The organism is Acinetobacter sp. V102_4, from assembly GCF_031799005.1.
Taxonomy (GTDB): Bacteria; Pseudomonadota; Gammaproteobacteria; order Pseudomonadales; family Moraxellaceae; genus Acinetobacter; species Acinetobacter calcoaceticus.
In genome coordinates this window covers 1-14,102 of the sequence record NZ_JAVQNR010000002.1, presented here as the reverse complement: position 1 = coordinate 14,102, position 14,102 = coordinate 1, and the positions used below count along the sequence as shown (strand labels likewise).

Sequence of the window (14,102 nt, the reverse complement as noted above, 5' to 3'; positions counted from 1 at the left end):
TGAGAGTAAGTCATCGCCAGCTCATTATTCTAAACACCCTCAACTTAACAGTTGAGGGTGTTTTTTTATGCCTGGAATTAAATGATGAAAATATTGAGCCTGCGTAAGTAGCAATTAATTAACAAAAATATCTAATCAATAAATAAGGTTATTCTGTAGCAAGATTTTTTAGTAAAAAATCTATTTTTCTTCTGAAAATTTCAAACTGATATGTATGATAAATAGAAACTATATGTTATAAATATTGAATAGGCATGATTTTTGCTTGTTTTATGGAATCTAAAATATATGAAATTATCTGTTGGGTTGAAAGTTGCGAATTCTCTATCGTTAACACCTCAATTGCAGCAGGCGATTCGTTTGTTACAACTCTCTAGTTTAGAGCTTGAACAAGAAATTCAGATTCAACTAGATAGTAATCCTTTACTTGAAAAAATAGAAGAAGAGTCATTAACAGAAAGTTTGTCTACATTAGAAAGTAAAGACTCAGATGACTTAACAACTGAACTAAATGCAAACCATTTGCCTGATGATTTACCAGTCGATACTGAATGGGATGATATTTATACTCATCAATCGACGGCTTTGGCTACTCCAGAGTTTGAAGAGCGAGAGGATAATCGCCAAGTTCAATTATCTTTAAAAGAACATATTCTAGAACAAGTTAATCTTCTGCACTTTTCTAAAATAGATCAATTAATTGCTTACTGTATTGTTGATGCATTAGATGATAAAGGATTTTTGGATGCTGAATTAGAGGAAATCATTTTAGCATCACAGCAATTATTGAATGAAATGGATATTGAAGAAGAGATAGAGGAAGATGAAGTTTTAGTTGTTTTAAAACATATTCAAAGACTTGATCCATTAGGAATTGGTTCGCGTAATTTAGCAGAATGTTTAAAGATACAACTCGAATTTTTATCTAAAGACGTTGAATATTTAAACGAAGCAAAAAGCCTATTGCAATATTATGAACTTTTGATAGCAAATGATCTAAATAAATTACTCAAGCAGACAGGTCTAACGAAAGATCAATTGAAGTTTGCAATCAATCTTTTAAAAACATTAAAACCCTATCCTGGTATGGACTTTGATAAAGAAGAATCAGACTATCAAATTCCAGATGTGGTGGTTTCTAAAAAAGATTTACACTGGCAGGTTCAACTAAATCCAGATGTGCTGCCTAAATTAAGAATCAATAGTTTTTACTCTAGTATGATTCGTAGAGCAGATCAAAGTGAAGACAATTTATATTTACGTAATCAGATGCTTGAGGCAAAAAACTTTATTAAAAGCATTGATGAGAGACATAAGACGCTATTAAAAGTAGCATCTTGTATTGTTGAGCATCAAAAAGCTTTTTTGGAGATAGGTGCTGAAGCAATGAAACCGCTGGTTCTCCGAGATGTTGCTGAAGAGGTAGAATTACATGAATCTACAGTTTCTCGTGTAACAACAAATAAGTATATGCTTACTCCACGCGGCCTTTTTGAGTTGAAATATTTTTTCTCTAGTCATGTAGGCACTACTGCGGGAGGTGAGGCTTCTTCTACTGCAATTCGTGCCATGATTAAAAAACTTGTAGCAAGTGAAAATCCATGTAAACCTTTGTCAGATAATGTAATTGCTACATTATTAAAAGATGAGGGAATTGAAGTGGCGCGACGTACCGTCGCAAAATATCGAGAATCGTTACATATTCCTTCATCGTCTGAAAGAAAAGTCTTGATCTAAATTTTGAAGTATGGCTATTCTAGAGATTCATTATGACGAAATAATGAAATTTCATTTTCACCAAGAGGAGTAGCTAAAATGGTTTAATTGTCCCAATTTATCTTTTTGATAACATTAAATCGCTTTAGTTCTTCTTTAGATAACCTAAAAAAGGTGAGGGATAGAATTATGCAAATAACGATTCGTGGTCATCATTTAGCAATTACACCCGCTATAGAAGAAAATATTAAATCAAAATTTAATCAATTAACGAAACACCTAGATCAGGTGAACAGTATGCAGATTAAATTAACAAAAGATCATCAAATTGATAAGCGCTCTCATAAGGGCAGTTCAAATCATGTTGCAGAGGCTATTGTAAGATTGCCGGGGATTGAGTTGTTTGCTCAGGCAACTGCTGATGATATGTATACTTCAATTAAAAAATTGACTGAAAAATTAAAAAGACAATTATTAAGATATCGAAAAATGCAATGTACTTATTCGCAAGTTACTGTTTCTATTTAATAAGTTTTTTGAAGTTAAGAGAGGCTTGAAAGATAGCCTCTTTTTTATTGATAAAATATAAACACGTACTGAATTCTTGGAAAAAGTTATAGTAAAATACTCCGTTTTACCCCTTAGGTTGTGTCAGAGGTCTTTGCAATGAATAGTGAACAGCTCACTCAAATTTTAAAAGAAGCTTTCCCTGTAGCGGAAGTGGCGGTGAGCGGACAGGCCGGAAAATTTGACCTCCGTATAGTGGATGATCAATTTGAAGGTAAGCGTACAGTGGCTCGTCAACAACTAGTTTATGCACCATTAAATACTTATATTGCAAGTGGGGAAGTTCACGCGGTAACAATTCGTGCAATGACCAAAGATGAATGGCGTAAAGCAAGCCTTTTCGGAGCTTAAATATTAATGGATAAATTTTTAATTACGGGTGGTGTTAAGCTCGAAGGTGAAGTGCGCATTTCTGGTGCTAAAAATGCGGCTTTACCCTTACTTGCTGCAACTATTCTTGCAGACTCTCCAATTACAATAACCAATGTTCCAAATCTTAAAGATGTTAATACGTTGGTAAAGCTAATTGGTGGATTAGGGGTAACGATTGGCTATGAAAATGACACAGTAAAAGCAGATACCTCTACTTTAGATAATCAGTTTGCACCTTACGAACTAGTAAAAACAATGCGTGCCTCAATTTTGGTTTTAGGACCATTATTAGCACGTTATGGTAATGCTAAAGTTTCTTTACCAGGTGGTTGTGCGATTGGTTCAAGACCTGTGGACCAACATTTAAAAGCTTTAGAAGCTTTAGGTGCGCATATTGAAGTTGAAAATGGTTATGTCCATGCTTCAGTTGATGGTCGCTTAAAAGGTGGTGAAGTTGTTTTTGATATGGTTACTGTTGGCGGTACCGAAAACATCTTAATGGCAGCAGCATTGGCAGACGGTGTTACGACTATTCGTAATGCAGCACGTGAACCTGAAATCACTGACCTTGCTCAAATGTTAATTAAAATGGGCGCCAAGATTGAAGGTCTTGATACAGATACTCTTGTTGTAACTGGCGTAGAAAGTTTGCATGGCTGTGAATATGCTGTTGTTGCTGATCGTATTGAAACAGGTTCGTATTTAGCAGCTGCTGCAATTACGGGTGGACGTATAAAAACAACTCATACAGATCCAGCATTGCTTGAGTCTGTTTTGGATAAGTTTGAAGAGATGGGTGCTGAAGTCACTCGTGGTGATGACTGGATTGAACTTGATATGATGGGTAAACGTCCTAAAGCTGTAAGTTTTAGAACTTTGCCACATCCAGAGTTTCCAACTGATATGCAAGCACAACTGATGGCTGTAAATGTTATTGGCCGTGGATTCGCAACAATCTCTGAAACGATCTTTGAAAATCGTTTTATGCATGTTCCTGAATTGTCACGAATGGGCGCTAATATTCAGGTGGAAGGTCACGATGCTGTTGTAACCGGAGTTGAAACCTTACAGGCAGCACCTGTTATGGCAACAGATTTACGTGCTTCATTCTCTTTAGTTCTGGCTGCTTTAGTTGCAGAGGGTGATACCTTAATTGATCGTATCTACCATATTGACCGTGGTTATGAACATGTCGAAGAGAAGCTTCAAGGTTTAGGTGCCAAAATTAAGCGAGTAAGTTAATGAATGATGTAAGAAACGATGATCCTAATTTTGATGTGATGGGTAATTTTGATCATGGTTTGACCTTGGCATTAAGTAAAGGGCGTATCTTAAAAGAGACGTTACCTTTATTGGCTACAGCGGGTATTAATTTGCTCGAAGATCCGGAAAAGTCTCGTAAGCTCATTTTCCCTACTACGCATAAACAAGTACGTATTTTGATTTTACGTGCGTCTGATGTACCAACCTATGTAGAAAATGGTGCAGCAGATATAGGTGTAGCAGGTAAAGATGTATTGATGGAGCATGGCGCTCAGCATGTATATGAGTTGCTTGACCTGAAAATTGCTAAATGTAAGTTAATGACTGCTGGTAAAGTAGGCATGGAGCATCCAAAGGGTCGTTTAAAAATTGCCACGAAATATGTCAATCTTACACGTCAATATTATGCAAGCTTAGGTGAGCAGGTTGATGTTATTAAGCTCTATGGTTCTATGGAGCTGGCACCTTTGGTTGGTTTAGGCGATTACATTGTAGATGTGGTTGATACTGGTAATACTTTAAGAGCGAATGGTCTTGAGCCATTAGAAGAGATTTGCAAAGTATCTTCTCGATTAATTGTAAATAAAGCCAGTTTTAAACGTAAACAAACTTTGTTAAATCCAATCATTTCACAGCTTGAGCAAGCTGTTCAATCACGTTAAAAGCAATTTCCCATCATGCTTTTGCGATAGTTAAGCCAGATGATGCCCACAAGCGCTTAGAAAAAGAGTAAACTTACTTTTTCTTTTTCGCCTTGTGGGTAAATTGATGCGACGTTTATCGACTCAAGATCAGAACTTCAAACAGGTTTTTGCTGAGCTTTTAGCATTTGAAACCGTGAATGATCTTAATTTAGTGCAAACAGTAGATCAAATTATTGCTGATGTTCGTCAGCATGGTGATGATCATGTTTTAAAGCTTACTCAACAGTTCGATCGACATCCTGCGCATCAATTTTCAGATTTAGAATTATCTCAAGAACAACTTAAAACTGCTTTTGATAATTTAAGCCCAGAAATTCGTGATGCTCTAGAGTTAGCCGCAAAGCGTATTCGTACATTTCATGAAGCTCAGAAACAAGATAGCTGGACTTATATAGATGACTTGGGCAATACATTAGGGCAAAAAGTTACGCCTTTAGACCGTGTCGGTATTTATGTGCCTGGTGGTTTGGCCTCTTATCCATCTTCAGTTCTAATGAACGCTGTACCTGCTCATGTTGCGGGTGTACCTGAAATTATTATGGTTGTTCCAGCACCGAATGGTGAGTTAAATCCATTGGTTCTTGCCGCAGCTTATCTTGCGGGAGTTAGCCGAGTATTTACCATTGGTGGGGCGCAAGCTGTAGCAGCTTTGGCTTATGGTACTCAGACAATTCCACCTGTAGATAAAATTACTGGTCCAGGGAATCGTTTTGTAGCCGCTGCTAAACGTGCTGTATTTGGTCAAGTCGGCATCGATATGATTGCTGGACCTTCTGAAATTTTAGTATATGCAGAAGGTGAGAATAATGCAGATTGGTTGGCTATGGATGTTTTATCACAAGCTGAACATGACACTGTGGCTCAAGCTATTTTTATAACTCCAGATGAAGCTTTGCTCAATGCAGTCGAGTTGGCAATTGAAAAGCATTTAAATGAATTGCCAAAGGCAGATATTGCACGAACTTCAATTGAAAACCGTGGTGCTTTAGTATTAGTCAAAGACCGTGCAGAAGCAATTGAGTTGATTAATCAGGTTGCACCAGAGCATTTGGAGCTGTGCTTAGATGGTGCCGAAGCGATGAGCGAAGATATTCGTCATGCTGGAGCAATTTTCATGGGGCGTTATACACCTGAAGCAATCGGTGACTATTGTGCGGGCCCAAATCATGTATTACCGACATCTGGAACTGCTCGTTTTTCTTCTCCATTAGGCGTTTATGATTTTCAAAAACGTTCGAGCCTAATTATGTGCTCGAAAGATGGGGTTAAAACCTTAGCTAAAACAGCAGACATATTAGCTGTCCAAGAGAACTTAGATGCTCATGCACGCTCAGCACGCTATCGTTATCAATAAGCTTATAAACCTTGTAGTTTTTTAATTATTACTCAGGGCTGATTTTCAGCCCTTTTTTGAGATAAGACCATGACTTTATCTACAGCACAAATGCGCTTTTGGAGTCCAGAAGTTCGTGAATTAGAGCCTTATGTTCCTGGTGAACAGCCTAAAATTCAGAATTTATTGAAACTTAATACGAATGAAAATCCATATCCGCCATCACCAAAAGTAGTTGAAGCAGTTCAAGCTGTTTTAACTCAGCAAGCTGATGCATTGCGTTTATATCCAGACCCAGATGCTACAGCTTTAAAGCAAGCAATTGCTAAGCAACAGAATATTGAGATTTCTCAAGTTTTTGTGGGTAACGGCTCAGACGAAGTGCTTGCTCATATTTTTAAAGCATTTTTCCTTCAAGATGAACCGATTCTTTATCCAGATATTACTTATAGTTTTTATCCAGTTTATAGTCAGTTCTTTGGAACAAAAACTAAAGAAATTCCACTTAATGAGAATTTCGAGATAGAAGCTAAGGACTATATACAACCAAATGGCGGGATTGTTATTACAAACCCTAATGCACCAACCAGTATTGCAATCGGTTTGCCTGAGATCGAGCAAATCTTAAAATCAAATCCAGATCGGGTGGTGGTGATCGATGAGGCTTATGTTGATTTTGGGGCAGAATCCGCAGTTGGTCTTGTAAATCGCTATGAGAATTTGGTTGTTTGTCAAACAACTTCGAAGTCTCGTTCATTAGCTGGTTTGCGCGTTGGTTTTGCAATCGCTCAGCCACATTTAATTGCAGCGCTTGAAGCTGTCAAAAATAGTTTTAATTCATATCCTATTGACCGTTTTGCAATTGCAGCCGCGGTAGCTTCTTTTGAAGATCAGGCTTATTTTGAAGAACAACTTCAGAGAGTTATTTCTAGTCGTGAAAAGCTAGTAGATGACCTAACTGCTTTGGGCTTTAAAGTTTTACCTTCTAAAGCGAACTTTATTTTTGCTTCACACTCAGTCCATGATGCGGGTCAACTCGCACAGCAATTACGTGAACAAGGTATTATTGTGCGTTATTTCAATAAGCCTCGTATTAATCAATTTTTGCGTATTACAGTGGGTACTGATGAGCAGAATATGCGTTTAGTGCAAACGTTAAAACAAGAGATTCTTTAAGTTTTAATCTGCTGTGCTGTTCATCAAGTTCAGCATAGCAGAAATTTTATCAAGGCTTTCTTGATATTCTGCTTCTGCATTTGAGGCAATCGTAATACCACCGCCGGCCCATAAAGAGAGCTGATTTTTATATTGTTGAAAGCTGCGGATAAGAATATTCCAGCGACCCGTTCCATCAAAATTGAAGTAACCTAATGTCCCGCAATATGCACCTCTTGCTTCTTCTTCTAATTCTTCAATAATTTGCATTGCCCGAATTTTTGGTGCCCCTGTAATTGATCCTCCCGGTAAAGCAGAGAGCAACATTTGCATAGGGTTGATATCATTTTTAAGAGTCGCAACAATCTCACTGACCATATGATGGACTTGATTAAAACTCTCGATTTCGAATAATTGTGTTGTTTTTACCGACCCTGTATTGGCATAAATGCTCAAATCATTACGTAATAAATCAACAATCATGACATTCTCTGCCTGATCTTTTTGCGAGTTTTTTAAAGTTTGTTTAGAAATAAAATCTTTTTCGATATTCTCATATCGAGGCATAGTTCCCTTAATCGGTCTGGTCTTAATTTGTTTATTTTGATTGAACTCAATGAAAAGCTCAGGGGAACAACTTAATAACTCAAATTGATCTAATTTTAAATAACCTGCATATGGTGCATTAGTAAGATTCCATAAATCTTCTGCTTTATTTAATAACGATCCTATAAAATTAGCTTTAAATTCTTGGGTTAAGTTAATTTGATAACAATCACCCGCTTTAATATATTCTTGTATTTTATAAAAGGCCTCAAAATATTGTTCTTTAGACCATCTTGGCTGAATAGCATTCTTTAATTTAAATGTATTTTTAGAATTATTGACAATAGGAGTCTCTAATTCTTTTTCAATATATGTGAAGAGATCAAGAGCATTTTCTTCATCGCTAAAAAAATACCAGTCATTATCTATATATTTTAAAAAAGAACGATATTGGCCTAAAAATAAAGATGGCTGTATATGATTCTGACCGTTAATAAATTGATGTGCAGCAAAATCATAACTAATAAAACCAATATAGCCACCGTTAAAACTTGTTATCGATTTATTATCTTTATTTTCTTTTAAATTATTTTCTTTAAGTTGAATAAAATCTAATAAATGATTCGATTTTGATATATTCTTATATTCATTAAAGTTTTGACGCTGAAAAACTAAATCATTTTTATTTTGAATAAGAATGTATTGTTGAGGAAGAAAGCCAATAATAGGATTGTTATTGTCATTTAAATAAATGAGCCCAGTTAATCCTTGTAAATTTTTTAAAATCTCGGCAGCACTTTTACCATTTAATGAGATTTTTTTCTTTAACTGAGACATTTTTGAATAAGAGAATAGTTAATGAGGGAAATATTAGTTTACTACAACTTGTGGATCGTCAGGGAGAAGATTTATAGGGGAGGTGTTTTTTGCTGATAAAATAGTCGAATTTTAGTATGGGATTGGGGGGATATTTGGAAGTTAAAAGTGGAATAAATTGAGCGTACCGTTTGTCGGGTAGTTGGCAAAAAATGCACAACACTAGTTGAACAAAAAGTAACGTAGATGTAATTTAGTAATTGCTAAGCAAAACTACTCAAGGATTGGAAGTTTCGGTTGCTATATAAAGAAAAATGCAACTTGAGACAATGAGAGTGGTTAAAGTCAAAAAATAAATGCTCTTGGGAGAGTGCTCAATGAAAATGTTCACTAAACTTGCTTTAGTTTCTTCTTTAGCTATCAGTGCAAATGCAATGGCAATGCAGTCAATGGACGATGCTGCACTAAGCGCTGCTACAGGTCAAGATGGTATTAACATCGGTATCGCTTTAGGTTCTGGCGTTATCTCTGTCGATAAATTAATTGTTCATGATAATGATGGTTTAGATCCTGCTACAGGTATTACGGGTGCTGCAGCAACTGCTGGTGCGATTGTCATAAGCGGAGTAACTGTTAGACAGGCTGATCCAACAGCAAACTTGTTAGATCTTAAAATTGACAGCGTTGGTGCTTCAGGTACAAATGGCGCGTTTTTAAACGTTGCTGCAAATGTTGGTGCAGTTGATGTAAGTGTTGGTTCTATTGGTGTAGGTACTTCAGGCACATTAAATACAACTACTGCGGTACGTGGTATTACTGAAACTGCTCCAACTGAAATCATCTCTGGTTTAGACCTGTCTCTAGGCGCGATTTCGGCAAATGTTCAGTTAGGTTCGACTCCACAAGGCGCAATGATCAAAGTAAACTCAAGCTTACAAGGTGGTTTAACATTATCTAACTTTGGTATTAACGACGCTGCAGGTGGCGGTCAAATCGTTCTCGATAAAGTTATGGTTCGTGGTGCTGGGAATACAACTGGTGATTTAGACGTAAATGCGAATATTTCAGTTGTACCAACTGGCTTGAAAATCCAAAATAATAGCGCACAAGGTATGAATGTTTATGTACAAGGTGTACATTTAGGTTCTAATACTGCTGCTTCAATTGGTGATGTTGAAATTCAAGGTTTAAATGTAGGTACTTCTACAATTACAATCTCAGGCCACTAATTTAAATGTTTAAAATAAAAAAGCGCGTTTAATACGCGCTTTTTTATTGAATGAAAATTATTTTATATATTTGTTTAATATAAAATTATTATATAAATAATAAATATATTAAAACTACTGATATTTAAAAATGAGAGTTAATTAACACTTTAATTAAAGTAGAACTATACATTCATCAAAAAGATTAAAAAAAAGCTGTTTTTTACAAAAAAAAAAGGTATCTTCAACACACAGGGATGTAGAGCTATTGCTCTAAGAATAAAATGAATAAGGCCAGTTGTGCCGCCATTTAGAACAAGTGCTTATGTTAGAGATTGCTTTGGGCTCAGCATTGATATATTACTTTGCGACAGAAGCCTTCGAAATAGAAAAAAAACCACCAGGAACTGTTTATTACACAGAGACTGCCGATTCACGTAATTTATCTTTTCGCCGTAATCATATTGAACCAGTTAGGATTAAACCTGCTGTAGAAGACCAGTTTCGCGGCATCGTTCGGCAGGCATATGATTATAGCTGTGGTTCAGCCGCTCTTACTACACTTCTAAATGGTTATGTAGGTACTAGTTTGACTGAACAGCAGACTATGAGCGGCTTGTTACAGTATGGTGAATATCAGCGGATTATTGAACGCCGAAGCTTCTCACTACTTGATATGAAGCGCTTTGTAACTGCTATTGGTTTGGATAGTGGGGGATATCGTGGCGAGTTTTCAGATTTAGTCAATCTTGGACAGCCCGCGATTGTTCCAATTTCTTATGCTGGTTTTAAGCATTTTGTCGTATATAAAGCTTATAAAGATGGACGAGTCTATGTTGCTGACCCTGCATTAGGGAATATCAGCTTTGATGAAAATCGCTTTAAAGAGGTTTGGGATAATAATACATTATTTGTTGTTTCTGTTCCTGAATCTCAACGTAAAGACTTATTGGCCCTAAAAGATTCAGATATGCGCCATGTGGAAGATGCAACTGTTAACCGTTATGCCTTTGTGGATGTGCAATATCCAACATTTAATTATGACCGTTTAGCAAATAAAGCTTCTACCATGAGACGGGTGCTAGATAAAGACCCAAATTCTGCAACCTATAATCAGCCGATAGAAACCTATATGCGTCTTTACTATAAGCGTAAATAATCAAATATGAACTAAGTAAAATAAATACATTGGGTGGGAAGAAATATGAATAATCGATGGATGAATATGAGTGTGTTGGCATTAAGTATGAGCGCCATTACAAGCACCCTCTATGCAGCAGACCAGGTTACACAAACAGAAGCACAAACAGCTGCAAATATTGCAGTTGTTTCTGAAGCGAGTACAACATCAGAAGTAACACCAGCGACAGGTTCAACTCAAGAAGCAAGTTCGGCACCGACTACCGAAGTTGCAAATCCTGAATCTGCGCCTGTTGTACCCGAAAATACTGGAGCTAATCAAGCCGCGACTGCTTTACAGAAAAAAGAAGGTGATGCGACTCAAGAAACAAATTTGCAAGAAGTGTTTACTTCAAATGAACGTCAATATTCTTTGATTAAACGAGGTGTGGTTTCTGCATATTATGATCTTGATTATACCTATTATCGTGATACTAGAGTTGATTTAGCTTTAGCAGATGACTCATCTCAACTCAACCGTTTACGGATTGAAGAAGATGCAAACCATACTTTAACGAATAGTTTTACTGTTCAGTATGGTTTATTAGATAACTTAACTTTTTCAGCAACTGTTCCTTTTGTGGCAAAGTCTGAAATTGTCCGAGATACAACTGCTGCTGGTTTAGGTGATATTTCCTTTGGAGCACGTTGGGAACCTTTCCCTTTAAAGCAAGGTCGTCTGCCATTGGTGTTATTCGGTAACGTATCAACAAAAACTGGGGATAGTCCTTACGAAATCGGTTTAGATGAGCTTTCAACTGGTAAGGGTTATTACTCTGTTGGGGTAGGAGCAAGTACCCGTAAATATATCGATCCAGTGGTTTTATTTGCCTCGGCATCTGCCAATTATGGATTTAAAGAAACGGGTTTAAATCAGGCACGTGGCGGCGGGGCTAATGGCCCTCGTTATCTAGAGAGTTTTGACCCTGGTATTAGCGGTGGTTTCTCTTTCGGTTTTGCCTATTCATTTAACTATGACGTGTCATTAACCATGTCATATCAACAAAGCTTTAACATGGATGCTGAGTTCCAGTTTAATAATGGTGAATCATATCAGTCGCCAGACCAGAGTAGTGCAATGTTGTCTTTTGCTTTAGGTGTACGTGTTTCACCTGAAACAATTGTTAATGGTACGGTGGGTATTGGTTTAACCGAAGATGCACCAGATGTTTCGCTTGGTCTGTCTTTCCCGCTAGATTTCATAGGTTTTGGCAAAAAATCTAAATAAGGAGATATGCAGGTGAAATATCCTAAATTATGTCCTTTAACGGCGGCAATTGTTATCTCCGGTTTTTCTAGCTTTGCCAATGCTCAATTAGGACAAAACCTAGCTGTTGATATTCGTTCACTATCGATGGGGAATGCTGTAACTGCAGATCCACCTGGTATTAGTGCAGTTCACTTTAACCCAGCGGCTTTAGCAAAAATTGATGGGTTGCAGACAGATGTGCAAGGAATTTTAGCGAACTTTGATATTCAGCGAGAGTATTCAGCACCTCCTGGCTATAACGTGTTTGGTTATTCAGATGACCCTCTTGTTTGTAATGATGGTCCTGAAGTGACAGCCAATATCTGTACCGATTTTAAGGGCCCTGTACGTGGCGATGTTGAATACGCCAGTTTATATATACCGATTCTTAAAAAAATGGTTGATCTAGGAGCTGGTTATCCACTAGCTGCTCCTACAGCAGGGATTGCCTATAAGCCTCCAGGTTCGAAGGTGACCTATGCTACTGCAATTTATGCACCTTTAATTGCGGGTTTTGGCGCTGAAAATGGTAACGCTGGAAACTTTATGGGGCAGCAGGTGGCTGTTGAGCGGATTACTTACTTGTCTCCATCTTTTGGTTATCAAGTAAATGATCATTTATCGATCGGTGCCTCTGTTGGTATGTCTTATAACGCTCTTGCTATGAAAACCGATTTGCGATTTCCCAATGATATGATTGGGGTGTTGCGTATGGTTGATGACGTAGTATGTGGACCTTTTAAAGATAATAACGATATGATTACTAATCTATTGTTATTTGGCTTATGTAATACTCAAGAAGGGATGGACCCTTTTAAGAAAATGGGATCACTACAAGTTTCTATGGAGCAGTCTTTAAGCCCAAGCTATAACTTGGGCTTAATGTGGGAACCAACGGACGATTTTGGCTTTGGTATGGTTTACCAAAGTGCAGCTAAAATGCGTATGAAAGGGAAATACCTAATTAATAATGCTAAGGCTCCTCAAGAATTAATTAAAGGCTTAAACTCCTCAGCTACAGGTCAGGTCTTGGCTCGAATTCTCGGTTTACCAGGAAATGTACCGAGCTCTGAGTCTGGACTAGCCGCAATGGATCTGGAATATCCAGCACATTTCCAAGCAGGGATTAAATATAAAATATTCCCTGATTTGCAAGTTAACTTTGATGTTGGTTGGACAGACTATTCAGCATGGGATAAGTTTAAATTTGAATTTGATAGACAGATTACCTTACTCAAAGTTGCTAAACTTTTATCAAATGATGTGACAGATGCTTCACTAGCCTTACCTTTAAAGTTTACCTCACCATGGAGCTGGGGTATTGGTTTGGAGTATTCAGCAACAGATCGTTTGAAGTTACGTGCTGGTTATGAGCCTCGTGCTAGTGCTATTCCAAATGATAAGCGTAATACTATGATTCCAATTAATAATGCGCAATTATTTGGTTTGGGTATTGGATATCGATTTGACGCAGATACAGATTTGGATCTTTCAGTTGGTTTCTTACGTAGCCGCGATAATATTCCAGCAGGAACTAGTACCTTATCTAATAAAACAGGAGTTGATAATATCCTGTTAAACCCTTATGCCGGTTTGGATGTTAAAACCAATACCAAAGTTACAGTACTCGGGTTAAATTATAGAACAAAATGGTAAAATTAAATTGCGAACGGATGTCTCGACCTAGATTTGCTATTGCGATTTTTTTTGTTGCAATAGCAAGTAACTCTGCTATTTACGCGGATGGTTTTTATACGATTATTGGTCCTGATGGTCGACCAATGATTGTTCCGAGTAAAAGGGTGGAACGAACTGTTGCAACGTCTAAAATATTAACACATCCAGAGATAAAGGCGACTCGTCCAGAACAGCAAGGATTACCAGAAACATCTTTAAAATCAAAAGTATTTCCTAAAATACTTCTAAAGTCGTCTAATACTGCACCAACTGCACCAACTGCACCAACTGCACCAACTGCACCAACTGCACCAACT

Annotated in this window: 12 protein-coding genes and 1 pseudogene; 12 read left to right on the top strand and 1 reads right to left on the bottom strand. The window is 37.2% G+C overall.

What is annotated here, in order from left to right:
• Nucleotides 1-288: 288 nt before the first annotated feature.
• The 7 genes from RMB13_RS00170 (at nt 289) to hisC (ending at nt 7,131) form a co-directional block, all read left to right on the top strand.
• Nucleotides 289-1,737 carry an RNA polymerase factor sigma-54 gene (locus tag RMB13_RS00170; protein WP_205469858.1) on the top strand — a complete coding sequence of 483 codons (1,449 nt, stop codon included), beginning with the start codon at nt 289-291 and terminating at the stop codon, nt 1,735-1,737.
• A 168-nt stretch (nt 1,738-1,905) separates the two neighbouring features.
• Complete coding sequence (gene hpf, locus RMB13_RS00165; protein ID WP_049838342.1) at nt 1,906-2,244, top strand: ribosome hibernation-promoting factor, HPF/YfiA family; 339 nt, start codon at nt 1,906-1,908, stop codon at nt 2,242-2,244.
• Nucleotides 2,245-2,382: 138 nt separating this feature from the next.
• Nucleotides 2,383-2,634 carry a BolA family iron metabolism protein IbaG gene (gene ibaG / locus RMB13_RS00160; RefSeq protein WP_004794487.1) on the top strand — a complete coding sequence of 84 codons (252 nt, stop codon included), beginning with the start codon at nt 2,383-2,385 and terminating at the stop codon, nt 2,632-2,634.
• A gap of 6 nt (nt 2,635-2,640) precedes the next feature.
• The gene (murA, locus tag RMB13_RS00155; protein ID WP_092711078.1) at nt 2,641-3,897 is read left to right on the top strand and encodes a UDP-N-acetylglucosamine 1-carboxyvinyltransferase; all 1,257 of its coding nucleotides are present in this window, start codon (nt 2,641-2,643) and stop codon (nt 3,895-3,897) included.
• Nucleotides 3,897-4,580 carry an ATP phosphoribosyltransferase gene (hisG, locus tag RMB13_RS00150; protein ID WP_005043031.1) on the top strand — a complete coding sequence of 228 codons (684 nt, stop codon included), beginning with the start codon at nt 3,897-3,899 and terminating at the stop codon, nt 4,578-4,580. The genes murA and hisG overlap by 1 nt, the downstream gene beginning before the upstream one ends.
• Nucleotides 4,581-4,686: 106 nt before the next feature.
• Nucleotides 4,687-5,976, top strand: coding sequence for a histidinol dehydrogenase (hisD, locus tag RMB13_RS00145; RefSeq protein ID WP_132072223.1), 1,290 nt, complete (start codon nt 4,687-4,689; stop codon nt 5,974-5,976).
• A gap of 69 nt (nt 5,977-6,045) precedes the next feature.
• Complete coding sequence (gene hisC / locus RMB13_RS00140; RefSeq protein ID WP_205469857.1) at nt 6,046-7,131, top strand: histidinol-phosphate transaminase; 1,086 nt, start codon at nt 6,046-6,048, stop codon at nt 7,129-7,131.
• A gap of 3 nt (nt 7,132-7,134) precedes the next feature.
• On the opposite strand, the gene RMB13_RS00135 is transcribed toward hisC, so the two are convergent.
• Nucleotides 7,135-8,493: an anthranilate synthase component I family protein gene (locus RMB13_RS00135; RefSeq protein ID WP_311084070.1), complete on the bottom strand. Its 1,359-nt coding sequence runs from the start codon at nt 8,491-8,493 to the stop codon at nt 7,135-7,137.
• Nucleotides 8,494-8,849: 356 nt separating this feature from the next.
• Between RMB13_RS00135 and RMB13_RS00130 the strand changes: the two genes are divergently transcribed.
• The 5 genes and pseudogenes from RMB13_RS00130 to RMB13_RS00110 form a co-directional block, all read left to right on the top strand.
• Complete coding sequence (locus RMB13_RS00130; protein WP_017392392.1) at nt 8,850-9,701, top strand: DUF6160 family protein; 852 nt, start codon at nt 8,850-8,852, stop codon at nt 9,699-9,701.
• 304 nt (nt 9,702-10,005) lie between these two features.
• Nucleotides 10,006-10,839 carry a C39 family peptidase gene (locus RMB13_RS00125; RefSeq protein WP_004641305.1) on the top strand — a complete coding sequence of 278 codons (834 nt, stop codon included), beginning with the start codon at nt 10,006-10,008 and terminating at the stop codon, nt 10,837-10,839.
• Between the two features lie 45 nt (nt 10,840-10,884).
• Nucleotides 10,885-12,087, top strand: coding sequence for a hypothetical protein (locus tag RMB13_RS00120; protein WP_311084069.1), 1,203 nt, complete (start codon nt 10,885-10,887; stop codon nt 12,085-12,087).
• Nucleotides 12,088-12,099: 12 nt separating this feature from the next.
• On the top strand, nt 12,100-13,764 hold the full coding sequence (locus RMB13_RS00115) for an outer membrane protein transport protein (protein WP_311084068.1): 1,665 nt from the start codon (nt 12,100-12,102) through the stop codon (nt 13,762-13,764).
• Between the two features lie 17 nt (nt 13,765-13,781).
• Nucleotides 13,782-14,102, top strand: a pseudogene (locus tag RMB13_RS00110) (protein FilE); the annotation flags it as partial.